Genomic DNA, 25507 nt, shown 5'->3' with positions numbered 1-25507 from the left:
CGCATGGGACAGATCGTAGTAAGCGGCCTGATCTTCGGCTGTGTCTATGGGCTCGCGGCGCTTGGCCTGGTGCTGATTTTCAGAACCACCGGTCTGGTCAACTTTGCTCATGGCGAGATGGCCATGGTCAGCTCGTTCGTGGCGTTCTCATTACTGACAAACTTTGAATTACCCTACTATGGGGCGTTTCTCGCCGCCATTGCGTTCTCGGCGTTTTTTGGCATCGCGGTGTTCTGGGTGCTGATACGTCATGTCAGTCAGGCATCCCATCTTAATCAGCTGGTGATGACACTGGGTGTGTTTCTCGCCATACATGGCGCGGCGGGACTGATTTGGGGCCACACCCCCACCAGTTTCCCCAAGGCGGTGGAAGGTAAATCCTTCTCCATCGCCGGTGTCTTCATCACGCCCAACGAAATCTTTGTGTTGGTGATCACCTTCCTGCTCTCCATGATTCTCTTTGTCCTGTTTCGCTACACTCGGGTGGGGCTGGCGATGAGAGCCTCTTCGCAGGATCTGGTGGCGGCGCGGCTTATGGGTATCAATGTCAATGCCGTATTTCTGGCGACCTGGGCCGCGGGTTCCGTGTTGGGCGGCATTGCCGGCCTGTTGACGGCGCCCTTCACGTTCCTCGGGGTGTCGATGATGTTCAATGTGCTGATCATGGCCTTCGCGGCAGCCGTGCTGGCCGGATTCATGAGCTTGCCCGGGGCGGTGATCGGCGGACTTATGATCGGCGTATTCGGCAATCTGGTGAGTTACTACTGGGCGCCGGAAATGGCTCTGGTTTGCACCTTCGCACTAATCGTCGCGGTTCTTTATATCCGCCCGCAGGGTATCTTCGGTGACGCCCCGACCATGAAGAAGGTGTGACAATGAAAAAAGTATTTGATCGGCGGTGGTTTGTATCCCTGCTTGTACTGGTTTTGCTGGCATTTCCATTTCTGGTCGGTCAGTCCTCGTACTTCATGGGACTGGTGGTCACCATGGCGATTTATGCCATTGCCGCCATGTCCTTGAACCTGTTAACCGGTTACGGCGGCCAAGTGTCCATAGGTCAAGGCGGCTTCTTGATGATGGGGACGTATTCAACTGGCGTTCTGTCAACGACTTTCGGCTTGCCGATCTGGTTGGCCTTGCCGTCGGCGGGCGTCATTGCCGCGCTGGTGAGTCTGGTGATCGGGCTGCCGGCGGTCCGTCTGAAAGGCCATTTTCTGGCGGTGGCAACGCTGGGGTTTGGATTGTCCATTCCGGAAATTGCGTTGAATTGGAAGTCGGTGACGGGAGGCTATTCGGGCCTGCCTTTGATGCGCCCGGAATGGGCATCCGATGACCTGACGTTCTTTTATGTCATTCTGATGCTGACTTTCCTGGTGACCTGGGTGCTGATGAATATCGCCAACAGCCGGCTCGGGCGGGCATTCCTGGCGATCCGGGACAGTGAAATCGCCGCCGCGGCCACCGGTATCAATGTTGCCGGCTACAAGACCGTCATGTTCATGATCAGCGCCTTCTTCACCGGCCTGGCCGGCGGTCTGTATGCCTATTGGATTCAATACATAAGCCCGAATGACTTCACCATCATGGCCTCCTTCTTCCTGTTGGCGATGATCGTGGTAGGTGGTTTGGCGTCGATATGGGGCGCCATTCTGGGCGCTGTCCTGTTTACCGGGATTCCTCACTTCTCCGATGCTTACGTCGGTGTCACCAATTTGGTCATCGGGTTGGCCGTGGTGCTGGTGATTCTGTTCCGTCCGGCCGGGCTTGTTTCACTGGGTGAGTTCTTCCAGCGGAGGAAACAGCGTCCGTCCGGTGAGACACCTGTGGAAAAGGTACCAGGGCAGGATTTCGAGGAGGCCGACAATGCTTAGTTTCGATCGCCTGACGGTCCGTTTCTCTGGTCTTACCGCCGTGTCCGAGCTGTCCTTGCGGGTGGAAAAGGGAAGCATCCATTCCATCATCGGGCCTAACGGGGCCGGCAAGACCACGGTGTTCAACTGTATCAGCCGGTTCTATACGCCGGCGTCCGGATCGATCAGCTTCGAAGGCACTGACCTGGGGCGGCTTAACCCTCATCAGATTATTGGCCAGGGTATTGCCCGCAGCTTTCAGAACGTGGAGCTGTTCTCGAAAATGACGGTCATGGACAACTTGCTCACCGGCCTGCATTCCCGGTTGAATCACAATCTTCTGAAAATTTGTTTCAACCTCCCCTCTATCCGGCGTACGGAAGCGGAGGCCCGCCGAAAGGCGGACGCCGTGCTGGAGATGTTCGGCCTGTCTCACTGCGCCAATGAACGTGTTGAAAACCTGCCGTATGGGTACCAGAAGATGGTGGATATCGGCCGGGCGGTTATGGTCGAGCCCCGGCTGATACTGCTGGATGAACCGGTGGCGGGAATGAACACCTCCGAAACCGGAGGTCTTTCCCGACTGATCCGAAAACTGCGCGATGATATGGGGATTTCGGTATTGTTGATTGAGCATGACATGTCGTTGGTAATGGACATATCCGATCGCATCACGGTAATGAATTTCGGTGAAAAGATCGCCGAAGGGAGCCCGTCGGCGATCCAGAACGACCCGGCGGTGATCGAGGCCTATCTTGGGGAGGTGGACGATGTTGAAGCTTGATGATGTCTGCCTGTACTACGGGCGGGTGCATGCCTTGCGGGGTATTTCCCTGGAGGTTCCTGAAGGGCGGATCGTCTCATTACTGGGCGCCAATGGCGCCGGCAAGTCGAGCACCTTGAAGGTGATTTCCGGCTTGTGTGCTCCGCAAAGCGGCGACGTGCGGTTGAACGGAGAATCCGTGCAGGGACGATCCTGCGGCGACCTGGTCAAGAATGGCGTCATTCATTGCCCCGAGGGGCGGCGGGTTTTTCCGCAGTTCACCGTGGAGGAAAATCTACGTGTAGGCGCCTACCGCCGTATTGGCAACAAGGATGTCGACGAAGACATGGAGACGGTGTTCGGCTATTTCCCGCGCCTGAAGGAGCGTATGCAACAAAAGGCGGCGACGCTGAGCGGCGGTGAACAGCAAATGCTGGCCATTGGCCGTTCATTGATGGGCAGGCCCAGGCTGTTGCTGCTGGACGAGCCTTCGCTGGGCATCGCGCCGAAGCTGGTGATGGAGATTTTTGAGATTCTCAAGCGGATCAATAAGGCCGGCACCGCTATTCTGCTGGTGGAACAGAACGCCCATATGGCGATCAAGATATCCGACTATTCCTATGTGCTGGAGAATGGCCGCATTGGATTGGAAGGCGACTCCGCCGAAATCAGTCAGCGGCCGGAACTCAAGGAATTGTATCTGGGCGGTTGAAGAGAGGGCTCCTGTTCTCCCTCCCCCGGGCCGGGGAGGGGAACGGGTCAGGCAAATTCCGCTTGTTTGAGCAGGCGGCGCTGTATCTTGCCGGTGGCGGTCTTGGGCAGATCCTCCACGAAGGCGATTTTGCGAGGGTATTTATAAGGCGCGGTGAGTGCCTTGACGAAAGTTTGAATCTCCCGCGCCAACTCGTCGCTGGCCTGATAGCCTGGTGACAGAATGATAAAGGCTTTCACCACTTCACCACGATCCGGATCAGGGCTGGCGGCGACGGCGCATTCATGGATGGCCGGGTGTTCCAGTAAAGCGTTTTCCACTTCCACCGGACCAATGCGGTAACCCGCGGAGTTGATGACATCGTCACCGCGTCCCTCGTAATAAATGTAGCCGTCTTCGTCCATATGTGCGTTGTCACCGGTGATGAACCAGCGTTCTCCATTGGCCTCCACATAACTGCTGGCGCTTCGCTCCTCATCTTTATAGTAGCCGAGCATGATTTGCGGGTTGGGCGTCTTGATTGCCAGACGGCCGATTTTGCCCGGTGGCAGTAACCGGTCCTGTTCGCCAAGAATGGCCGCTTCCACGCCGGGCAGAGGCCGCCCCATGGAACCCGGTCTGACCGGCATGGACGGGTAATTCAATACCGTCATCAGGGTCTCGGTCTGGCCATAACCATCCAGCAACTGAGCGCCGGTGCGGTCACGCCAGGCGTGCACGATGTCCGGGTTTACCGCCTCCCCGGCGGAGACCGTCAAGCGCAGCCGGTTCAGGTCCCGGTTTGTTATATCCTCGAGCAGAAGACGGCGCAGTTCGGTGGCGGACGCGCAGAAAACGCTGACCTGATAACGCTCCAGCAGTGCCAGTCGTGATTCCGGGTCGAAAGGGCCATCGTGGAACAGGACGGCGCTTCCGCAGCTCCAGGGACCATAAAGAATGCTGGTGCCGGCTTTGCTCCAGCCAGTGTCGGCGGTACACCACATCAAATCATCCTGGTCGAGCGACAGCCAGTACCAGGCTGATCCGCGCCAACTGAACAGGGCCGCACTGGAGTGCAACACCCCTTTTGGCATACCGGTGGAGCCGGACGTATAGAACAGGATGGCGGGATCCGTCATGCGCAGCGGGACGGGCGAAAAATCCTCGGCGGCGGCGGCGACGGCCTGATCGAAATCAAGCCAGCCCTCTGCTTCGCCAACACTGATACGGACTTTGAAATGATCTCCGAACTTGGCGGCGTGTTCCGCGGTGGTGATCGCGGCGATGGCGCCGGAATGCTCGCGGCGGTAGCGGATGTCTTTCTCGGTGAGCATGGTGACACAAGGAATCGGTATGGCGCCCAGTTTGTTACAGCCGACCATGGCGATCTGCCAATGGGGCAACCGGGGCAGCACCACCAGAACGCGGTCGCCCTTTTTGATGCCGTGGGAGGCAAGCACATTGGCGAACTGGTTGGTGAGACGTTTAATGTCGGCGAAGCTGTAGATCTGCTCCTGGCCGTGTTGATTGGTCCAGATCAGTGCGGTTTTTTCCGGCGTACGCGCCCAGTAGTCGACCACATCGCCGCCGAAGTTGAAATGGTCGGGAAGCTGCCATTCGAATTGGGAGTGGGTTTTTTCGTAGTTATTCATCGGCATGCGTTGCATCGGCCTGCTCCTTCTCACTTAAAAATACTGGCCCCGGCTAACATCCAGGGCGAATGAACACAATTCCCGGGCGAGTTGCCCGAACTCAACGCCGGAGTCGTTGTCTTCTCCGTTCAGAGTTTTGCGCTGGCATATCTGCTGAAACACCACGGCACTGCGCAGTAGTGCCAGTACCCGGAAATAAGTCAGGGATGTCAGTGTGGTCCCGGTCAGATTCTGGTAGAGAGTGGCGGCTTGTTCGCGGCCGGGGAAGCCGTCACCGGCGGTGGGCATTTGATTCAGGGCGTGCATACAGGGCGGGTCGTCGCGCTCGGTCCAGTAGCTGAGGAGCACCCCCAGGTCATAGAGCGGGGCGCCCCGTGTGCCCATGTCCCAGTCGATCACCGCCACTGGTGACAGGTCGTGTTCACGAAGCAGCACGTTGTCGAGTTTGAAATCATTGTGGATAAAACAATGACCTTGATCCGCGGGTATCCGCTGTTGCAGCCATTCAATCAGCCGGATCAGATCCGCCGGCGGGTGGTTGCTCCAGGCCAACCGGGCCCGCTCGACCCAGCCGGTCAGGGTGCGCTGAATGAAACCGTCCGGTTTGCCCAACTGGTCCAGACCAACACGCTCGGGAGGAACGGCATGCAGGTCCGCCAAAAGGCGAATCAACAGGGTGCCCAGATGCGATCCCAGCGGGACCTCGCCGCGCCAGTTTTGCCGGATCGTTTCCGGGATCTGCCCGCCGATGCTGAGGCCGGGCCGGTATTCCATGATGAAGAACCGGGCGCCCAGCACCTCGCTGTCCTCACAATAATGTAAGGCCCGTGGTGCCAGCGGGTAAGCCTTTGGAAGCCGGGACAGGATCAGACTTTCACGGGCCATGTCATTGGCGCCAGGCGGTATTGGTCCCGGGGGCGGGCGGCGAAGCACCGCCCATTGCTGATCAAGGCGAATCAGATAATTGAGGTTGCCGAAACCGGTGGCGAATTGGCGGGGCGGGATATCGCTATCGAAGTCCAGTCCCTGGCCGTGGAGATAATTTGCCAATCGCCGCCAGTCCTGAGGGTACTGATTGCGCGCATGGTGAAAGTGCGCTTCTGTAACAGTGTGAATCGTATTGGACATGCCGCCTCCCGGATCACAGCGATTTGAGCAGATGGCCGCCGTCGACCGCTAATGCCACGCCGTTGACAAAACTGCCGGCGTCGCTGCACAGCAGCAACAATGGCGCGTCCAGTTCCGATACCTGGCCGAGCCGGCCGGCGGGGGTGTGCCCGATATACCGCTTGCCTTGCTCGGTGGCGAAATAATCCTGGTTCATCTCGGTTTCGAAATAACCGGGACACAGGGCGTTGACGCGGATGCCCTGTTCCGCCAGTTCCAGTGCCATGGCCCGGGTCAGTTGGATCACCGCGGCTTTGGACGCGCTGTAGCTGCTTTGTCCGATACCGACCCGGAGGCCGAGAATGGATGCCACATTGACGATGGCGCCGGGCAGGGATCGGGATACCAGCCGCCGGCTTATTTCATGGGCCACGCGCCAGACGCCGTTCAAATTGGTTTCGATGACAAAGTCCCAACGGGGCTGGTCGATCTTGAGGAAGCGCCCGGGATCGGCCACACCGGCATTGTTGATCAGAATATCCACCGCTCCCCAATGTGCTTCGATACCATCAATGGCGTCGGTGACGCTGGCCGGATCGGTAACGTCCATGGCGACGGCATAAGCTTCGCCGTTATTATCGCCAATTTCTCTGACCAGTCGCTCCAGGGCGCTGGTACGCCGGGCGGCCACGGCCACGCGGGCGCCGGCCAGAGCCAGCACCCGGGCAAAGTGCGCGCCAAGACCGCTGGAGGCGCCGGTGACCAACGCGGTCTTGCCTTTCAGTGACAAGCGATCGGCAACGGGGCTCATGAGGCCGCTCCGTTCTGATCGGCGTAACGGCGGATGATGGTTTTGCCCAGGGTCATTTCGTGAACCTGGTCGGGACCGTCGGCGAGCCGGCACCAGCGCGCGTAGTTGAAGCCTTCCGCCATGCAGTAATCGGCGGTAAGGCCACCGGCACCGTGGATTTGCATACAGCGGTCGATGATGTTCTGCACCAGCCGGGGCACGGTGGTCTTGCTGGCGGCGATCAGATCCAGCGCTCCCTGAGTACCATGCTGATCCATCTGCCGACAGGTTTTCAGGAGGAGCAAACGCGCCATCTCGATTTCCGAAAAACAACGGGCGATATCCTCGCGCACGGACTGATGCTGGCTGAGCGGACGGCCGAAGGTGGCACGGGACTCCGCACGCTGACAAGCCAGTTCCAAAGAACGCTGAGCGACACCGATCAGGCGCATGCAATGGTGGATGCGGCCCGGTCCCAGACGCCCCTGGGCAATTTCGAAACCGCGTCCTTCACCGAGCAACATATTGCCCAGCGGTACGCGAACATTATTGAAATGAACCTCGGCGTGGCCGAGAGGCGCGTCGTCGTAGCCCAGGGTGCTGAGCGGACGGACCAGCTCCACGCCGGGCGTTTCTTTGGGCACCAGCACCTGGCTTTGCTGTTGGTGCCGGTTCGGGTTGTCGGGATCGGATTTGCCCATGACGATAAGAATCTTGCTGCGTTCATGGAAGGCGTTGGTGATGAACCACTTGCGGCCATTGAGCACCCATTCGTCGCCATCACGCCGGATTTGCAGCTGTACGTTGGTGGCATCCGAGCACGCCGTGTCGGGTTCGGTCATGCAGTAGCAGGAACGAATGTCGCCGTTCAGCAGCGGTGTCAGCCATGTTGCCTGCTGGTCGGCGTTGCCGTACTTCATCAACACTTCCATGTTCCCGGTATCCGGGGCATTGCAATTGAATACCTCCGGTGACCACAGCACACGGCCCATGATTTCAGCCAAAGGCGCGTAATCAAAATGACTCAGTCCGGGGTGGTCGGCGAAGTGGCTCAATTCCGGGGTAACGAACAAATTCCATAGCCCGGCCTGCTTGGCCTTGTCCTTTAATTGATCTATCAGGGGGAGCGGGGCAAACCGGTTGTCGGCGTGATCCAGTTGTTCGGCGTGGGCCCGTTCGTTGGGATAGATATAATCGTCCATGAAGCGAACGAGCCGATCCTGGAGTTGTAGAGAGGTGTCGCTGAAGGAATACATTCGGTGTCCTTATGATCACGGTATCAGTTTGTTATATCAGTGATTGGTCGGCTCCGGGGCCAGGCCCGGACCCTGGCCCGCCGGTTACGCCGGGATAGTCAGAGGCCGTGGAATTCCGCGATGTCATCCAATCGTGCCCGCTGGGTGCGAAGCCGGTTCACGTCGGCGCTCTCATCCCGGTAACCGATGGCCATGCCGGTGAACAGCATCCACTCGTCCGGGGCCTGGAAAAACGTCCCCAGCGTTTGCGGATAGCGCGACCAGCACTCCTGCGGGCAACTGTCGAGACCCGCTTCGCGCAGCAGCAGCATCACAGATTGCAGGTACATGCCCAGGTCCGACCATTGCGGCGGACCCATGCTGCGGTGCACGTAGCAGAACAGCGCCACCGGCGCTCCGAAGAACTGGAAGTTGTTGGCGAACCAGCGTAACCGTGCCGCCTTGTCCTTGCGGGGAATGCCAAGCAGGCCATACATGTCCTCGCCGACCTGAAAACGCCGGTCCCGGTAGGGGGCAATCAGATTGGGAGGATAAACGTCGTATTCACGGTCTTCTCCGCCGGGGGCCTGCTCCAGGCGTTGGCGCATTACTGCTTTGAGCGCCGCCATGCGCTCACCGCCGATCACATAAAGATGCCAGGGCTGGAGATTGCCGCCAGATGGTGCCCGGCTGGCTTTCTCAAGCACGGTGCGCAGCAGCGCGCCGTCCACCGGCCGGTCCTGGAAGGCGCGGACCGAACGCCGGGAATCGAGCGACTCACTGACGGTTGTAGCCGTATTGGTCATTGGCGATTACTCCTTCAAAGGCGGTTTGCTCTGACATTAAAAACAGTCAGACATGCGGTCGGTACCGACCAGCGAAGGCGGCGCTGGAATGCGGTGTTCCAAGTCTGAAAAGCGGTGTTGAAACGGTAAATTTGAGTGTGATGTTTCTCAAATCAATTTTCAGAATGACGAATTATTTCTCATGGAAATATACCTGGTGCCCGGGTAGAGGGCAGGCAGGGGCGATTCGCCATCAGACTGGCTTCCCCCAGCGGGGGCTTCGTTTGGAGGCGAATCAGAAAATCCCGTTGTCCAGACCGGCGGCCAGATACAGCCCCAGTTCTTCCACCTGCTCCACAAAGGCATCCTGCCAATCGCCTCGGCAGACCCGTGGTGGCTGCACCCAGTTCCAGCGCAGGCCGGTGACGATGGATTCGATGGCGCGGCGGGTGCCGGTGCCGTCGTGGCCGGCGCGGATGTAAAGCGCGCAAGGCAGTCCCTGTTTGTGTTCCAGTACGGCGTAATAGGTACGGTCAAAAAAATCCTTCAGTGCGCCGCTCATATAGCCCAGATTCTCGGTGGTGCCGAGCAGAATGGCATCGCAGGCCATGACGTCATCGGGGCCGGCTTCCAGCGGCGGTTTCCAGATCGCGCGGACATTCTCGATGTCGTCATGGCCGGCGCCGCGCAGGGCGGCGTCCACCAGTTTGCGGGTATTGGGCGAGGGCGCATGGGCCACGATCAGCAGGGTTTTGGTGTCGCTCATGAGGTCAGTTTAAGGAGCCTCCCCCAGATTCACCAGGTCCGGGTCGATACCCAGGGCTGACAGATTCTCGGTGGTCACCCGCTCGGTGCAGAAGCGCATCAGATAGTGCGGGCCGCCGGCCTTGAAGCCGGTGCCGGAGAGGCGTTCACCGCCGAACGGCTGGCAGCCGGGCACGGCGCCGATCTGGTTGCGGTTGATGTAGAGGTTGCCGACGCGGACTTGCTCCACCCAGTCAGCGATGTGCGCCTGGATGCGGCTGTGAATGCCCAGGGTGAGGCCGTAGCCGGTGCGCTCGATGTAGTCGATCACTTTGTCCCGCTCATCGTGACGCCAGGCGGCGATGTACAGCAGTGGCCCGAAAATTTCTTCTTCAGGCAGGTGTTCCCAGTCCACCAGCGCCGCTTCCGGCGCCACGTAGAATCCCTGTGCGCCAAGAGCCGGGTCAACTTCCGGCGTGACCGCGCTCCAGCGAGCGTGGCGGCGCAACCCGGCGCGGGCCTGTTCCAGTTGATCGCGGGCGCCGGCGTTGATGACCGGCCCCACGTCGCTGGCCAGCAAGGCGGGATGGCCCATTTTCAGCGACGCCATGGCGCCTTCGAGCTTGGGCAACAGGCGGTCGAGCAAGGTGTCCTCCACCAACAGCACCCGCAGGGCGGAGCAGCGCTGACCGGCGCTGGTGCAGGCGCTGGTCAGCACATCCCGCACCAGTTGTTCCGGCAGCGCGGAACTGTCGGCGATGAGGACATTGAGTCCGCCGGTTTCGGCGATCAGCGGCAGCAGGGGACCGTCACGGGCGGCCAGGGCGCGTTCGATGTGTTTGGCGGTGGCGGTGCTGCCGGTCACCGCCACTCCGGCGAGGGCAGAATCGTTAAGCAGGGCGTCGCTGATTTGGCTGGCCTCGCCGCCGACGAAATGCAGCGCCGCCTCTGGCACGCCCGCCTCGTGCAGCAGTTGCACCGCCCGCCAGGCGATGAAGGGTGTGTCGGAAGCCGGCTTGGCCAGTACGGTGTTGCCACTGACCAGCGCCGCGAGAACCTGCCCGCAAAAAATCGCCAGCGGAAAATTCCAGGGACTAATGCAAAGGAAGACGCCACGGGCATGCCAGGTCAGTTGGTTGGCCTCACCGCTGACATGCTCCAGGACCAGCGGTGTTCCCTGCAGTGTCTCCGCCTGTTGCGCGTAGTAGCCACAGAAGTCATGGGCTTCGCGCCAGTCGGCGAAGGCGTCGGCGAAGGTCTTGCCCCCTTCCAGCATGAGCAAATAAAGCAGTTCCGGCTGATGCTGTTCCAGCAAACCGGCGAAACGTCGCACGATGTTCGCTCGTTCCGACACTGGCCGATGGCTCCAATCCACGAAGGCCTCCCGCGCCTGGGCATAGGCCTGATGGACCGTGTCAACGTCGGCAAGGAAAACTTCTCCGAGTTCGCGGCCGTCGGCGGGGCTGTGGCGAGGCCGGGGCTGATTGTTCGACGCGCCGGCGCGCCAGCGGTGACCGGACCACCGGTGCAGGGATTGCCGTAATGAATGCAGAACGTCAGGGTCGGTCAGTGACGGTAGCGTCGGCACCCGGCGGGGCGCGAACCGTTCTGGTGGTGGTAGCAATTCCTGTGGTTGTTCCCGGGCAGGGCGCCAGTTCAGGGTAGGGTCCACCGCCAACTGTTCCGCGGCGATGTGTTCATCCAATAGCAAATTGACGAAGGACTGGCTGCTGCCGTTTTCCATCAGACGCCGGACCAGATAGGGCAGCAGCGTACTAAATGGGCCCACGGGGGCGTACAGGCGAAGTGGATAGCCGTGCCGTTCAACGAAGACCCGGTGCTGGGCTTCGCCCATGCCCGCCAGTCGCTGGAATTCAACATCGCCGCTGCAGCCGTCCAGATGATGATGCAGCCAGGCCAGGGTATGGCAATTGTGCGTGGCGAATTGCGGATAAAAACACGTCGGTTCGGACAGCAGCCGTTTGGCGCAGGCCAGGTAACTGATGTCGGTATGCACTTTACGGGTATGGACCGGGTAATCACACAGGCTCTGCTGTTGCGCCAGCTTGATCTCGGTGTCCCAGTACGCCCCTTTCACCAGGCGCACCGGCAATTTCAGATTATGTTCGCGCGCCTGATCGGCCAGCCAGTCGATCACCGCCGGCGCCCTTTTTTGATAGGCCTGCACCGCCACGCCCAGCCCCTGCCAATCAGCAACTTCCGGCAGGGTGAGGGCTTGCCCGAACAGGCGCAGAGCGATCTCCAGGCGGTCCGCCTCCTCCGCGTCCAGGGTTACCGGAATGCCGATGGTGGCGGCGCGGGACACCAGATCCCGCAAGCGGGGCCACAGTTGCTCCCGTACCGTGGCCCACTGGGCGAATTCGAAGCGGGGATGGAGCGCGGATAACTTGATGGAAATGCCATCCCGGGCCAGTACTGGCAGGTCCGGGGCCTGGCCGGCGAGGGCCTCGATGGCCTGGCGATACTGGCGGTGGTAGTGCTCCGCTTCGTCGTCGCTCTGCGCCGCCTCGCCGAGCATGTCGAAGGAATAACGCAGCGATGGATCGCGGCGCCGCAGAGCTTGTGGCAGGGTTTCGCCGAGCACGAACTGGCGCGCGATCAATTGCACGCCTTGTACCAGGGCGCGGCGGAACAGTGGATCACCAAGGCGCCGGCGCAGCCCATGCCAGGCATCTGGAAGACTTTCATCCTGCTCCAGCCAGCGGGCTGACAGGGACAGGCCGCGGGCGGCGACCTGTATCAACGCCGGGGCGTCGTCGTCCGGCAGGCTCCAGTCGCCACGGGTGAGCAGATCGTGAATCAGGTCGTTGGCGTTATCGGCATCGGGAATGCGTAACAAGGCCTCCGCCATTGTCAGCAGCAGACGGCCCTCGCGGGAATTCAGGCGCCAGCTGTGCAGGAACTGTTCGAACAGGGCCGGGCGGGCGGCGCGGGCCGCCTCCACCAGAGACTGGCATTCGGCGGCGATGGCCTGCCGATCCGTTTCGGCGAGCCTCAGAGCGGGCAACAGATCGGCGATCAGGATGTTCTGATCCGCCAGATGAAGCGCCCGCAACGGGGCCAGGTCGGGGCGGGGGTCGGGCAGGTCGGCAAGCGGTGGGATCATGGTGTCGATCTCCAGGCTCTCCATGAAGCCATCAACGGGGGTATGCTGATGGCAACGGGGCGTGCGGAAAGAGTCACGTCTGTTTTGAGGATAACCGCGACGGGCGGTTTCGGCGAGGATTGGCCATGTTGTCATTACCCGCGCTGGCGGCGCCGTCCTATCTGGGTGGACGGCGACCGGAAAGGCCCTGGCGGCCTGGAGATATCCGCTTGACGCCGTTGTGGCGAAGACTGCGGCGGCGCCATGGTCTTACGCTGGACTGGCGCGGCTGTTTAACGCCACCGGACAAGGCGTCCGGCCAGCCCGCCCTGGCCGAATACCTGAACAGACTTCGAGACGGCGTGTACAACGAACTGAGCAGCGGCCGGCCATTGTTCGTGCTCGGCGGCGATCACGCCAATGCCATGGCGGTGTGGGACGCCGCCATGGCGGCGGTCGGTGAGCGCCGCTTCGGACTGCTGTGGATCGACGCTCATCTGGACTGCCATACCTTCATGACCACCCCTTCGGGCAATGTGCATGGCATGCCGCTGGCGGCCTTGTTGGGGCTGGCGGATCCGCCTCTGGCGGCGCTGATGCCCGGCCGCTGCCGGTTGCGGCCGGAAGCACTGTGTCTGTTCGGGGTGCGCAGTTATGAGCGTGCCGAACAGGAAGCCATGGCGCGCTTGAAGGTCCGCGTGATTCAGGCGGCCCGGGTGCGCCGCGACGGCATCGACGGGGGTTTGGACGGAGCGCTGGATCACCTGGAGCGGCACTGCGAGCACTATGGAATCAGCATCGATCTTGACGCTATCCATCCGCGCCAGGCGCCGGCGGTGGCCACGCCGGTGGTCGGGGGGCTCAATGGTCCCGCCTTGTGTCAGGCGTTGTGCCGGAGGGTGGATCCGGATCGCTGCCGGATCCTGGAAATCGCCGAGTTCTACCCGTCGCTGGATCGTGCCGGCCGCACCCAGCGGCTATTGGCGGATCTGGTTGGCGCCTGGTGGTGGTCCCGCGGCGGCCGTCGGCGGGGGTGGGCCTGAGGCCTCGTCAACCGCCCGCCACCAATGAAAACAAGTCCTTCGGATCGGCCAGATCCGGTACCAGGGTCACCTCGCTACCGATGTCGTATCGCTCCGCCAACCGTGCTACCAGGTCCAGCACCGCCAGGTCTTCCACGGCGATGCCCACGGCATCGAACAGAGTGATTTCATCATCAGTGTCACGGCCGGAGCGCTGATTGGTGAGGATTTCCCATAATTCAGCATGGACGCTGGCAGCCCCGGTTTGCTGGATCTCGCCTTCCTGTTCGCTTTGCGGCCGGTACTCCACCACGGTTTTGCAACGGCGTATCACCTCTGGTGACAGTTCCGTTTTACCCGGGCAGTCGCCGCCCATGGCGTTGATGTGGACGCCGGGACGCAGCAGTGCTTCGTCGATCAGGGACTGGTGTTGCTTGGCGGCGGTGAGGGTGATCCAGACATCGGCGTCACGGAGCGTATCGGCGATGTCCTGTCCCCGCCGCAGCCGGAAACGGTGGCCGAGATGGCCGGCGAATTTGTCCATGGCGGTGCCGTCGATGTCGAAGTAGTTGACCTCCGTCACCGGCAGGCGGCTGGCCAGGGCCAGCACCTGGAATTCCGACTGGGCGCCGCAGCCGATCAACGCCACCCGCTGGCTTTCCAGCCGCGCCAACAGGCCGGCGGCCAGGGCCGCCACGGCGGCGGTCCGCACCGCGGTCAGCAAGGTCATCTCACTGATCATCAGCGGATAGCCGCTGGGCACGTCGGCCAGCAGGCCGATGGCAGTGACACTGAGTTTGCCCCGCGCCGGGTTGCCCGGGTGGCCGTTCACATATTTGACGCCATAGAGCCGGTCATCGGCGCAGGGCATCAGTTCGGTAACGCCGAAAGGGTAATGGAAGGCGTGGCGGGGAGAGAGCTGTAACTCCGGCCAGCGGCGCAGATAGTCCTCGATGGCATCCACGGCCAGCGCCAGGAAAGGTTCCAGGCCGACGCGCCGGATCAGGGCTTGCATATCGGTCACGGTGATCAGCTTCATACGCCCTCCCGCGTGGATACGTCCCCATGCTACCCCCGCTGGCCGCCCTACAGATAGTCCAGAGGCAGGGCACTGGTGTCGATCACCCGCCGCATCACGAAGCTGGAGTGCACGCCGCTGACACCCTCGATGCGGGTCACCTTGTTGAGCAGAAAGTTCTGATAGTGGTCGATGTCCGGCACCACCACCTTGAGCAGGTAGTCCGCTTCCTGGCCGGTGACCAGATAGCACTGCTGCACTTCCGGGTACCGCGACACGGTGGCCTCGAAATTGGCGAAGCGCTCCGGAATGTGGCGATCCATGCTGACCTGAATCATGACGGTGAGATCCAGACCCAGCTTCCGGGGATCCAGCACCGTTTCCCGCCGCAGGATGATCCCCGCCGCTTCCAGCTTTTGTACCCGGCGCGAGCAGGGTGAGGGGGACAGGCCGACCCGCTCAGCCAGTTGTTGGTTGGTGAGACCTCCGTCTTCCTGGAGAGCTCGCAGTATGCGGACGTCGGTACGGTCCAGATTTGCCGGTTTTTCCATTGGTGTGACGATTCCTGTCTATTTTCGAATGATTTTCGAGATAATATTGCTCAATATTCGAAAATTGAGGGAAAAAAGCAAGCACATTGCCTGGTTGTCTACGTAAACTGTCTCTTGTCGTCACGGGTCACAAGTCCGGGCGACACCGGAAGCGGCCCCGCCCTACCCGGCGGTGGTCGTACCCGGATCCGCGTTGGCCGGTGATCCCGGAGAACGACAGAGGGCCTGCCTGGCGGGCCCCCAGAACCCAAAAAGCGGGCTTCCCTTACCAGGGTATCAACTGGAGTCACTTCATGAGTTTCGATCATCGCAAATACAGTCCTTTCGTCACCGTCGACAAACCGGATCGCAAGTGGCCGAGCCGCCGCATCGAGCAGGCGCCGCTATGGGCCGCGGTCGACCTGCGTGATGGCAACCAGGCGCTGATCAAACCCATGTCGGTGGCGCAGAAAAAGCGTTTCTTCAAGCTGTTGGTGGAAGTGGGCTTCAAGGAAATCGAAGTGGGTTTCCCGTCCGGCAGCCAGATTGATTTTGATTTCTGCCGTGCCCTGATCGAGGAAGACCTGGTGCCGGACGATGTCCATATCCAGGTGCTCACCCAATCACGGCACGAGCTGATCGAGCGCACCTTCGAAGCGGTACGTGGCGCCAAGAACGCCATTGTTCACATTTACAACGCCACCTCGCCGACGTTCCGCGATCAGGTGTTCAATGTGGACAAGGAAGGTTGCAAGGCCATCGCCGTGCAGGCCGCCACCTGGGTGCGTGACATGGCGGCGCGGCAGCCGGAGACCCATTGGAGTTTTGAGTACTCGCCGGAGACTTTCAGTGCCACGGAGACCGATTTCGCCGTTGAGGTGATCGATGCCGTGAATGAGGTATGGCGCCCGGATCAGGGACAGCGGGTGATCATCAACCTGCCCGCCACGGTGGAGGTGAGCACGCCGAATGTGTTCGCCGATCAGGTGGAGATCGTGCATGAAAATATCCGCTATCGGGAGCATGTGCTGATCAGCGTCCATACCCATAACGACCGTGGCTGTGGCGTGGCCGCCGCCGAGCTGTCGATGATGGCCGGCGCCGACCGGGTGGAAGGCACCTTGCTGGGTAATGGCGAGCGCACCGGGAACATGGATCTGGTCACCTGCGGCATGAACCTCTATACCCATGGGGTCGATCCCGGAATTGATTTCTCACGGATGAAGGAAATCGTGCAGGTGGTGGAGGAGATCACTGATATCCCCACGCATCCTCGTCATCCGTACGCCGGTGACCTGGTGTTCACTGCCTTTTCCGGCAGCCATCAGGATGCCATCCGTAAGTGTCTCGGCCTGTACAAGCCTGGTGACATCTGGCGTGTGGCTTATCTGCCCATTGATCCGGCGGATCTGGGCCGGCGCTATGAGGAAGTGGTGCGGATCAATTCCCAGTCCGGTAAAGGCGGCGTGACGCACGTGCTGGAGCGGGACTACGGCATCAGCCTGCCGCGCTGGCTGCAGCAGGAAATGGCGAAACTGGTACAGAGTGATGCCGAGGAAGACGGTGGTGAGATCGATAGCCGCCGGGTACATCAGCGCTTCAACAGTGACTATCTGGAAGTGCCGAATGGCTGGACCCTGCGTTCCTATGACCTGCATCGCGGCGAAGAAGGGGTGCAGGCGCAGATCAGCATTGGCGATGAGCGTTCACCGGTGACGGTACTGTCCGGCCGCGGCGAAGGTGCCGTTGGCGCTCTGGTGGAGGCACTCAATCGCCGTCAAGGGTGGCAGTTGCAGGTGGAAGCGTTCGATGAGTATTCCTTGGGCGACAACACCGAAGCCAATGCCATGGCCTGTGTCCGGGTGCAGGTTGGCGGCCACACACAAAGTGCCGTGGCGCTGGCCGCGGACACCACCGCCGCTGCCCTGCAGGCGATCCTGTCCGCCGCTGGCCGCATGGCCGAAGCTCAGGCGCGGAAAAGCGCCTGAGATTGGCATCGCGAGCCTGCCCCTTCCCATTCGTTTCCGATCACCGGTCCTGTTCTTGTGGCTGGTGATCGGTTTTGTCCTTCTTCTCTCCGGGCTCTCCCTCGCTTCCATCATCTTTTTCGCCTGGATTTGGTGGCGAGCAATCATCAATCCAGGCAACCGCCTCGGTGGGGACGAAGTAGGTCTTTTTTGAGCTTGTGCCGTGTGGGCGTACCACATATTGGCTGTCCGCTTCCGTCAGAATTTTCAATGGAATGCTCGTGATGGGGGTGGCGCGTATATCATCTAGAACAGAAAGCTGAGTGTTCAAACCAAAAATTGCACAGGCCCTGGCGCCGGAGGCGGAGATTTGTAGAGCATTGGCGGTTAATGCCGACCCCACCGGTTGAAGAATGGTGTGGGATAAAGTCATCAATGCCAGCGCAGCGAAAGTGCTAGTGGCGATCGGCTGCTTATTTTTTGACAACGTACCTATGAAAATGGCGCCAAGGATTTGAGTGAGTATCAAGGCAATGAAAAAAGTACTAATTAGAGAGATTCTTTGATCATTGGGTCCTTGTTGGATACTGCTTTCCGAAATCGCTAATGCGGGAAGGGTAAAGATAAAAAAAGTCAGGATTTGAAATAGGCTGCTGAAGAGACTTATAAAAAAAGCATGAGTTATGCTTTTCCTGGTTCGTAATATAATGGCTACCAGGGTGGTTAGGAAAAAAGTAGCGAAGACGAGGAGCAGACCTGACGTAGTGATTCGGGTTCCATCTTCCGAATTTGGTTCTAGAGCGAGAAGTTTGTATACGGTTGCCAACCATATGACGCATGACAATAGTGAGGCCATCGACCAGATTAGAGCAAAAGGATGTTTCTGAAAGAGTAGTTTCGCTCTTCCCGTTATACTCTGAAATCGACTCCGCTTGGTCGCTAGTAGAAGCCTTTTCTTTCTGGAAGGAACTCTGACTTTTGGTAGCTCTGAATACAGAAAGAGTGCAGGAGAAAGAATCATTGCAACGATGAGGGTAATCGCCAGCAACTGAAATACAAATAAGGCCGGTAACCCAGTAATGATTCCGGGTGAGAATAAGCTTAGTGGGACTTTTTCGTGGACGATATAGCCATAAAGCCCCAGTACGGCCAGGACAAGAACCATACTGGCCAATGGCCAGGTCCGCTCATTTAACCATTTCAAGTCACGACTGATTGATTTTATTGCGCGGTGGGTGGCAGGGCCGCCGGAGGTTGAAAGTGCTGTCTTATTCAAACCTAACTATCCATGAATATAGAAAACCCAATTAATCCGAGCCGATATCGAAAAAACGCCCCAGCAACACCGACAGCAACCGCTGATTGGCGGTGAATACCTGGGGCATGCTGAGGATTTCCGTGGCGCTCTGGGTCCAGGGGCCGGGGCTCAGGTCGGTCGCGCATTCCTGGCATAGGGTGCGGGCGTTGTCCTCGCCCATTTCCAGGTGAAATTGCAGGGCCAGGACGTTTTCACCGTAGCTGAAGGCCTGATGCTCGCATCCCCAACTGCGTGCCAGATGCAGGGCGCCGTCGGGGATTTCGAACGTATCACCGTGCCAGTGAAATACCGCGGGTGCATCGTTGAACAGGCTGCCCAGCGGGTGCTGGCGGCCCAACTCGGTGCTCTGTACCGGAAAAAAGCCGATCTCCTTGTCCGGATTCTTATGCACCCTGGCCCCGAGCGCGCGGGCGATCAGTTGGGCTCCCAGGCAGATACCAAGCACCTTGTGGCCGCGATCGATGCAGGCGCGGATAAAACGCTTCTCGTCCGCCAGCCAGGGGTAGCGGTGCTCATCGTCCGCGCTCATGGGCCCGCCCATGACGATCAGCGCGTCCAGGTCATCCGGATCGGGCAGCTCTTCACCGTGATAAAGGCGGGTGGCGGTGATGCGCGCGCCATTGGAGGCCAGCCAGGGTTCTATGGCTCCCAGCTTCTCGAAGGGCACATGGGTCAGGTAATGGATGCGCATGACCAGCCTCTCAGTTCCGGTTACAGGTACTCCGCGGTGAACACCGCCAGCAGATGGTGTTCCTGGTCGTAGAGACTAAGCCGCTCACCATCGATCCGAAAGCCCCGGGTTTGCTCCAGACTGGCGAGGAAGGCGCCGGAGACATTGTCTCCGGCGCAGGCGCGCCGGGTGGTGGCCAGCTCTCCGAAGCTGAGGTTGTCGCCGTCCAGGGTGAAGCCGCCGGTGAGCCGGTTACAACCGGTGTCGCCTTTGACGGTCTTGTCACTGGCGAGGATCAAATGGACCTGGTTCTGGCCTTCACCAGGGGGCGGGGCGGACTGGCCGTTCACGTCAATCAGCTTCCAGTAGGTGTTGGTGAGCTGGGCGGAGGGTTGCTCGCACTGCTCGGGTTCTCCCACGTTGCGATAGTCGCGAACCACCAGGGCATCCACCTGCGTGCCGGCCTCCTGGCCGCGCCGTTTTTCCAGGGTCCCGTCCAGTTCCATGAACAGGGGAGCCATGGGTTCCAGGCCCGCCTGCTGATAAGCCTTGGTCAGGGCGTCGGCCATGGCGCCGGCCACCGTCAATCGCCGGTCGCTGTTACACGGCGTGAAGATGGCCTGCCCGTCGTGATAGAGGTAGCGGCCGACCAGACTGACCGGCGCCGGGCCGCTGTCGTGGGCGGTCAGGGCCAAGGTGTCGAGGTTTCCCTCACCATCCCGCTGCAAAGGCGCGTCCCCGGTGTTCATGACGACGCCGCCGTCGACAATGACCCGGGCATTGACCGCATAGTCGGTGCCGGCCTTGAGGCGCCCCTTGGCCAGGTACAGATGGAACGGCTGCGGACTGTCCCGCAAGTGAACCAGGCGCTGCAGCAAGGGGGTCCGGTTGGCGTCCATCAAGGTCACGGCCAGCACCGCTTGCGGGGGCAGTTTGGTATCGCTGGCGAAGGTGATTTCGCCGGCGATCTCTTCCACCGCTTCGCTATCCCGTTGATACACACCGGTGTAAGGGAGGTTTTCGTCCTGCTCTCCCTCCTGGCCTTCCAGGGTCAGTGTGTCCTGCTCCAGGGCCACGCTCAGGGTGGCTTCGTTGACGTTATCCTGCCCATTCAGGTAGCGCAGGATCAGTTGATCGTCGCGGCGTTCCCAGCTCAACCCCTGGTGCTTGCTGTCGCCAACCAGAAACAATTCGCCGTCCTCGGCCAGTACCAGGATGCGTGTTGCCTTGTCACCGTCGGGGCGCCAGGCGCCGCTGATGCTGTCCCGTTTCACGGCGGCCGGCTCGGGGGCTGGGCTGGCTTGCTCGGGCTGCGGTTGCGGCGCAGCGGGGGCATCGGGGGAGGGGCTGTCGTCACAGGCAGCCAATAGCGCTACCAGGGGCAGCACGAGCCCGATTGCTTTCATAGGAAGCTCTCCAAATTCTGTCTTGAATCTCTAGTCGAATCGAACGCCGGGTTCGAACCCGTGGGTGCGTGATGGTGAGATACCAACCGCCCCGTTTTGTTCAGCTCCGGTCTGGCAAGGCCACCAGCGGGAGCTGGTTTTGTATCCACTGGGTGCGCTGGTGAACGTAATCGGTGACACCACGCACGTCGTAGTAGCTGGGGCGCGGCAGCATCGCCGCCAGTTGCGCCGCCTGCGCCGGCCCCAAGGACGCGGCGCTGATGCCGAAGTAATGCCGGGCGGCGGCTTCGGCACCGAAAATCCGGTTGCCCCATTGGGCGGTATTCAAATACAGCTCCAGGATCCGCTGTTTGGACATGGTCGCTTCCAGCATCAGCGCGATCAGCGCCTCCTGGCCTTTGCGCCAGTAGCTGCGGTCACTGTTCAGGAACAGGTTCTTGGCCAACTGCTGGGTGATGGTGGACCCCCCGGCCACCGGGCGCCCCGCCTTGCGGTTGCGCTCGATGGCGTGGCGGATTCCGCGCCAGTCAAAGCCGATATGCTCAACGAAACGGGCATCCTCGGAGACCAGCACCGCCCGTTTCAGGTCCGTGGCGATCTGATCGTAATCACGCCACAGATACTGCACCGTGCCGTGTTGGCGGGACCGTTCCATGAAGGCGGTATTTTGCGGGTTGTAGGCACGTAAATACAGTACCTGGCCGAGGAACCACAGTTGTGTTCCCAGCACCACGATGACGGCCAGACCCAGCAGCGAAAGAAAAAAGCGTTTCATGGCGTACCCGTTCCGTCCGGCGATGCCGGCGGCGTCCCTTCTCATGATCCCGGTCTATGTTGTCCAAAAGCGGCGGGTTTGTCAGGTTGAAAACGTCGGGAACGTGACCGGAGCCTGCTCCTGGTCAGCGTCCCGGCACCGGCAGGTCGAGCTTGGGCGGCTCATGCCGCTTCGGTGAGGAAAATGGCTTGGCGGTGTTTCGAGGCTGGTCCTGGCTCTTGGTGCCGGTCATATCGTTGATTTCCAGCTTGTGTTTTTCCATGGGGTTCTCCTCGAGAGAGCCGGAATCATCGTTCTGCAGGCGGGTACGCGGAGTGCTGCTCAGGCCTTCGTAGTCGAGGCCGTAATTGTAGTCTTCCTCGTAGACGTCATCGCCGCGGATGTAGTCGTAGCCGTCCGCGTGAACCGGGCCGGCGGTCAGCAGGCCGGCCGCCAGGAGGGCGATAAGCAGGCGCATGAGGCTTCTCCCTGTGGCTTCACGGAAGATTGGACGCCAGCGGGCCGGAGGGGTTCCCGGCCGGGTCAGTCTTGCTCGGGCGTCTTTGCTGTCAGAGCCACGATCGCCTCGCGATTGTTGACGAACAGATTGTCGTCACCAAGCCGTTGCAGCAAGCCGATGTGGGCCAGACGGTCGCGCACCTGCTTTTTCACCCCGGACAGGGCCAGCCGGATGCCGCGCCGCTGCAGGTCCTGATGCAACTGGGACAGGGTGTCGGCACCGGTGGCGTCCATGTCGTTGACCGCTGAAGCGCAGATCAGGATAACCCGGAGATCGGTTTCTTTTTGCAGACGTTCGCGGATGAAACGGTCCATTAGCGGCGCGGTGATGTAGGTCAAAGAGGCGTCCAGGCGCAGCGACAATACCCCCGGCGCGATCGGAGGCAGGCCGTTGAGGGTACGATCGCGCAAGGTACCGGCGGGATCCAGCCCCAGCTCAATCAGGCGCGGGTGGGCGCGCCGGTAAAGAAAGAACACCATCGCCAGCAGAAAGCCGGTGAGGACACCCCAATGCAGGTACGGCACCGCGATCAGAGTGGCGATGAAGGTGGCCACGGCTACCACGCCATCGTCCCGCGAGGTGCGGAACAGATGCAGAAAGGCCTTCGGCTGGATCAGATTGAGTACCGGCACAATGATGATCGCCGCCAATACCGCGCGGGGCAGATGTTGCAGGTAACCGGTGAAAAACAGCAGGCAAACCAGTGTACACAGGGCGGCGAACAGAGCCGACCAGCCGCTGGTGGCCCCCACGTAGAGATTCAGGGCGCTGCGGGAGAAGGAACCGCTCACCGGGAAAGCGCCGCTCAGACCACTGGTGATCTTGGCCAGGCCCTGGCCCACCAGTTCCTGATTCTGATTCCAAAGGCGGCCGTCCGGATTGGGCAGGGTGCGGGCACTGGCCATGGCTTCGGTAAAGCTGATCAGGGCGATGATCACCGCCGCCGGCAGCAAGGCGCGGTGTTGTTCAAGGGTGAGGGAGGGTGGCCATTGGGGGGTGGGCAGACCGGCGGGAATCAGTCCCACCACGTTCCCTCCCAGTGCCTGATAGCCGAACAGGGCACTGATGGCGATGCCCACCACACACACCACCAGAACACCGGGCAGGCGTGGCGCGAAGCGTTTTTGCAGCCACAGCAGTGCGATCGACCCCAGGCCGAAAGCCAGGGTCCATAGCCAGGCGGCGTCGGCATCGGCCAGATGACGCTGGAGGCCGGCCAGGGCAGTGCTGAAATCCTGGCTCTCCAGGCCGAGCAGGGCCGGCACTTGAGACAGTAAAATGATCAGTGCAGCCGCGTTGATGAATCCCGTTATCACGGCGTTGGAGATGAAGTTAGCGATCACTCCAAGGCGAAAGGCGCCAAGCAGGAACTGGATCAGACCGGCATACAACGCCAGCCAAATGGCCAGCACCACCCATTGGCCGCTTTCCGGTTCGGCCAGAGGGTGCAGCGCGGCGTAGGTCAGCAAGCTGGTGAGGGCCACCGGGCCCACCGCTAGCAGCGCCGAGGAGCCCCACAGAATCCCCACGATACTGGGCAACAGCGCGGCATAGAGCCCGGTGACCGGGGGCATGCCCGCCAGAGTGGCGTAGGCGATGGCTTGAGGAATCAGTACCAGTCCCACGGTAATGCCGGCGAAGGCGTCCTTGCGCAGTGATTGTGCGCTGGGACGGGGCCACTGCGTGAACGGCAGCAGGCGGCGGATCCAGGGCTTCATTGAAACTCCATGAGCGACATCGCGGCGCGGCTCACGGTAAGACCGGAGCGCCGGTGCAAGCTTATTTGAGGTAATGTGAGGCAATTATAAATGAGGAGGGGCGGGTATTGAAATTGGTTCTCCAGCCTATTTTTTGATGGCTGGTTATTAACAGGGATGATTACGGCAAAGGCTGAAAGCGGCCACCGGCCGCTTTCGCCAGGATGGATCACTCCACGGTGATGAAAACAGGGTTGGAGTAGAACCACAGATCGTTGTAATTGCGGGCGTTGATGGCATCAAAGCGGGCGGCGTCATTGGCTACCTCTACTTTGGCGTCCGGCAGCGGCTCGCCGTCTTCCATTTGACCAGGCACATTGACCGCCAGATTGGTGCCGCGCAGACGCAGGTACTGATCGCCGGTGACGGTGAGAGTGTGGGTGATGACATTGTAACCGTCCTCGTCCACGGTCCAGTCGTTGGCGGTGAAGCGGGCCAGAACCCGGGTGCTCGGGTTGCTGGCGGACTGGTAATCGGCGGAATCGGGTTGCGCGGGCGCCTGGACATCGCCGACGATCAGGTCCACATGATCCACCGTCGGTTTCATATAGGCGGACTGGCCGCTTTCCAGCGGATACTCGTAGTGATTGGTTTGCGGGCTACGGAAGCGGATGGTCACCGTCACCTGTTCGCCCAGGGCCGCCGTCAGAGTGCCGCCCATCGGCGTGCTGCCTTCGGTGCTCTCGGCCTGAAACTCCAGTGCGTCGATCAGATCACCGAAAACGCCGAACAGACGGCCGCCGCGCAGACCGTCCAGCAGGGCGGAAGCATCCTCGCCATCCTTCCAGACATAGGTTTTGGCGTACTCGCCAGGGGCATAGCCGCTGCTGTATCGGCCCTGCGCCGTGGTGAAATGGTAGTCGGAGTTGGCCACGTTCCAGATCCGCCGGCCTTCACCCAGCAGCGCGTCCCAGGTGCCTCCCAGTTTCGCTACCAGGTAGTCGACACCGCCATAGGTGCGCGAACCGAGGTTTTCCTCGGTATAGGCCTCGGCGTAGCCGCCCCGATCCGGCTCCATCTGATTACCGACCATGCCTTCGATGGCGAAGAACTGATCGGGGGCCAGGTCGTGCATCTGACGGATCTGGGCGATGGTGTATTTGCCCATGTAGCGGGAAGGGTGATTCAACAGCATATAGCTGTCGGGATGATTGTCACGCAGCCAGCGTAACGCGGTGAGGGCGTCCTCGTGGGTAGTGTTGGCGCGCGGCTGATCGCCCAGGCTTTCCACCAAAGCGGGATCGAAAAGGCTGGCATCGCGGGTGGTGAACAGATACTCGAACTCCGCCACCGCTTGCAGATTGGCCTCGGACATCGGGTCGTCCATGCCGATGCCGACATTGACGTGATCATGGGTCGGCATGTCCCACTCGAAAGAGGAGTACATCAAGGCGCCGGGATAGCGGTCCTGGTCCAGGGCCTGCTTCAGATAAGGCACTTCGTAGTCGATGAGCGCCTGATAAAAGGGTATGGATTCTCCCAGCTCGGCGCCGTCATGATCCCGATAGGACGTGCGCAGATGATTGGAAATGGTGAGCCAGTCCAGGTCGTAGCGGGTGAAAGCATCGTCCAGCACGCTTTCCAGGGACACCTGGGCATCGTCGGATTGATAGGTATGCACATGCAGATCGCCGGCGCTCCAGGTCCCGCTGGGTTGCGGTTCTGGAGTTGGCTCCGGGGTGGGTTCCGGAGAGGGTGAGGAACTGTCCCCGGAGCCGCCGCAGGCGCTCAGGAAAGTGGCGAGTGTGATGGCCGACAATAAAGAAACGCGAGAGTCGCGGGAAAAAAGAAATGACATTAAAAGTACTCTCCAGATCAGGGC

The 25507-nt window shown here is 60.6% G+C and carries 22 protein-coding genes; 6 read left to right on the top strand and 16 right to left on the bottom strand.

Going from position 1 to position 25507, the window contains the following annotated elements:
- The first annotated feature begins 3 nt into the window (after positions 1 to 3).
- From RYH70_RS18400 to RYH70_RS18385, 4 genes are read left to right on the top strand one after another with little or no spacing between them, the layout of a single operon-like run.
- Positions 4 to 873: a branched-chain amino acid ABC transporter permease gene (locus RYH70_RS18400; RefSeq protein ID WP_080531625.1), complete on the top strand. Its 870-nt coding sequence runs from the start codon at positions 4 to 6 to the stop codon at positions 871 to 873.
- 2 nt (positions 874 to 875) lie between these two features.
- A complete protein-coding gene (locus tag RYH70_RS18395) occupies positions 876 to 1871 on the top strand; it encodes a branched-chain amino acid ABC transporter permease (protein WP_063139826.1) in 996 nt (331 codons plus the stop codon).
- A complete protein-coding gene (locus RYH70_RS18390; RefSeq protein WP_063139825.1) occupies positions 1864 to 2634 on the top strand; it encodes an ABC transporter ATP-binding protein in 771 nt (256 codons plus the stop codon). Before RYH70_RS18395 ends, RYH70_RS18390 begins: the two co-directional genes overlap by 8 nt.
- A complete protein-coding gene (locus RYH70_RS18385) occupies positions 2621 to 3325 on the top strand; it encodes an ABC transporter ATP-binding protein (RefSeq protein WP_063139824.1) in 705 nt (234 codons plus the stop codon). Before RYH70_RS18390 ends, RYH70_RS18385 begins: the two co-directional genes overlap by 14 nt.
- Before the next feature lie 47 nt (positions 3326 to 3372).
- On the opposite strand, the gene RYH70_RS18380 is transcribed toward RYH70_RS18385, so the two are convergent.
- The 7 genes from RYH70_RS18380 to putA form a co-directional block, all read right to left on the bottom strand.
- On the bottom strand, positions 3373 to 4971 hold the full coding sequence (locus tag RYH70_RS18380) for an acyl-CoA synthetase (protein ID WP_201303727.1): 1599 nt from the start codon (positions 4969 to 4971) through the stop codon (positions 3373 to 3375).
- 18 nt (positions 4972 to 4989) lie between these two features.
- Entirely contained in the window at positions 4990 to 6084 is a 1095-nt protein-coding gene (locus RYH70_RS18375) for a phosphotransferase family protein (protein ID WP_063139823.1), read from the bottom strand.
- A gap of 13 nt (positions 6085 to 6097) precedes the next feature.
- Positions 6098 to 6874, bottom strand: a complete 777-nt coding sequence (locus RYH70_RS18370) for an SDR family NAD(P)-dependent oxidoreductase (RefSeq protein ID WP_063139822.1) — start codon at positions 6872 to 6874, stop codon at positions 6098 to 6100.
- Entirely contained in the window at positions 6871 to 8109 is a 1239-nt protein-coding gene (locus tag RYH70_RS18365) for an acyl-CoA dehydrogenase family protein (protein WP_063139821.1), read from the bottom strand. The genes RYH70_RS18370 and RYH70_RS18365 overlap by 4 nt, the downstream gene beginning before the upstream one ends.
- Before the next feature lie 98 nt (positions 8110 to 8207).
- A complete protein-coding gene (locus RYH70_RS18360; RefSeq protein ID WP_063139820.1) occupies positions 8208 to 8894 on the bottom strand; it encodes a nitroreductase in 687 nt (228 codons plus the stop codon).
- A 274-nt stretch (positions 8895 to 9168) separates the two neighbouring features.
- Positions 9169 to 9639, bottom strand: coding sequence for a flavodoxin family protein (locus RYH70_RS18355; RefSeq protein WP_026948225.1), 471 nt, complete (start codon positions 9637 to 9639; stop codon positions 9169 to 9171).
- A 9-nt stretch (positions 9640 to 9648) separates the two neighbouring features.
- Positions 9649 to 12744 carry a bifunctional proline dehydrogenase/L-glutamate gamma-semialdehyde dehydrogenase PutA gene (putA, locus tag RYH70_RS18350; protein WP_317009482.1) on the bottom strand — a complete coding sequence of 1032 codons (3096 nt, stop codon included), beginning with the start codon at positions 12742 to 12744 and terminating at the stop codon, positions 9649 to 9651.
- 125 nt (positions 12745 to 12869) lie between these two features.
- Between putA and RYH70_RS18345 the strand changes: the two genes are divergently transcribed.
- The gene (locus tag RYH70_RS18345) at positions 12870 to 13766 is read left to right on the top strand and encodes an arginase family protein (protein ID WP_317009481.1); all 897 of its coding nucleotides are present in this window, start codon (positions 12870 to 12872) and stop codon (positions 13764 to 13766) included.
- A 7-nt stretch (positions 13767 to 13773) separates the two neighbouring features.
- Here the strand turns inward: RYH70_RS18345 and RYH70_RS18340 are convergent, their stop codons facing one another.
- Both RYH70_RS18340 and RYH70_RS18335 read right to left on the bottom strand, forming a co-directional pair.
- A complete protein-coding gene (locus tag RYH70_RS18340) occupies positions 13774 to 14784 on the bottom strand; it encodes an ornithine cyclodeaminase (protein ID WP_080531618.1) in 1011 nt (336 codons plus the stop codon).
- Positions 14785 to 14831: 47 nt separating this feature from the next.
- Positions 14832 to 15314, bottom strand: a complete 483-nt coding sequence (locus tag RYH70_RS18335; protein WP_022993629.1) for an Lrp/AsnC family transcriptional regulator — start codon at positions 15312 to 15314, stop codon at positions 14832 to 14834.
- Between the two features lie 293 nt (positions 15315 to 15607).
- Between RYH70_RS18335 and RYH70_RS18330 the strand changes: the two genes are divergently transcribed.
- On the top strand, positions 15608 to 17281 hold the full coding sequence (locus RYH70_RS18330) for a 2-isopropylmalate synthase (protein ID WP_063139901.1): 1674 nt from the start codon (positions 15608 to 15610) through the stop codon (positions 17279 to 17281).
- A gap of 40 nt (positions 17282 to 17321) precedes the next feature.
- Here the strand turns inward: RYH70_RS18330 and RYH70_RS18325 are convergent, their stop codons facing one another.
- From RYH70_RS18325 to RYH70_RS18295, 7 genes are all read right to left on the bottom strand, one after another.
- A complete protein-coding gene (locus RYH70_RS18325) occupies positions 17322 to 18536 on the bottom strand; it encodes a hypothetical protein (protein ID WP_145953622.1) in 1215 nt (404 codons plus the stop codon).
- A 31-nt stretch (positions 18537 to 18567) separates the two neighbouring features.
- Entirely contained in the window at positions 18568 to 19269 is a 702-nt protein-coding gene (locus tag RYH70_RS18320; protein ID WP_055099521.1) for a type 1 glutamine amidotransferase, read from the bottom strand.
- A gap of 20 nt (positions 19270 to 19289) precedes the next feature.
- Complete coding sequence (locus tag RYH70_RS18315; RefSeq protein ID WP_055099519.1) at positions 19290 to 20654, bottom strand: META domain-containing protein; 1365 nt, start codon at positions 20652 to 20654, stop codon at positions 19290 to 19292.
- A gap of 100 nt (positions 20655 to 20754) precedes the next feature.
- Positions 20755 to 21429, bottom strand: a complete 675-nt coding sequence (gene mtgA / locus RYH70_RS18310) for a monofunctional biosynthetic peptidoglycan transglycosylase (RefSeq protein WP_022993624.1) — start codon at positions 21427 to 21429, stop codon at positions 20755 to 20757.
- 124 nt (positions 21430 to 21553) lie between these two features.
- Positions 21554 to 21886: a hypothetical protein gene (locus tag RYH70_RS18305; RefSeq protein WP_316308871.1), complete on the bottom strand. Its 333-nt coding sequence runs from the start codon at positions 21884 to 21886 to the stop codon at positions 21554 to 21556.
- A 65-nt stretch (positions 21887 to 21951) separates the two neighbouring features.
- Complete coding sequence (locus RYH70_RS18300) at positions 21952 to 23646, bottom strand: SulP family inorganic anion transporter (protein WP_022993622.1); 1695 nt, start codon at positions 23644 to 23646, stop codon at positions 21952 to 21954.
- A gap of 208 nt (positions 23647 to 23854) precedes the next feature.
- On the bottom strand, positions 23855 to 25483 hold the full coding sequence (locus tag RYH70_RS18295; protein ID WP_022993621.1) for a CehA/McbA family metallohydrolase domain-containing protein: 1629 nt from the start codon (positions 25481 to 25483) through the stop codon (positions 23855 to 23857).
- Between the last annotated feature and the right edge of the window lie 24 nt (positions 25484 to 25507).

Origin of the sequence: Alloalcanivorax xenomutans, from assembly GCF_032810065.1 — a bacterium.
GTDB lineage: Bacteria > Pseudomonadota > Gammaproteobacteria > Pseudomonadales > Alcanivoracaceae > Alloalcanivorax > Alloalcanivorax xenomutans.
The sequence above is the reverse complement of the archived record's forward strand: the minus strand, read 5'-3'. Positions and strand labels throughout refer to the sequence as shown.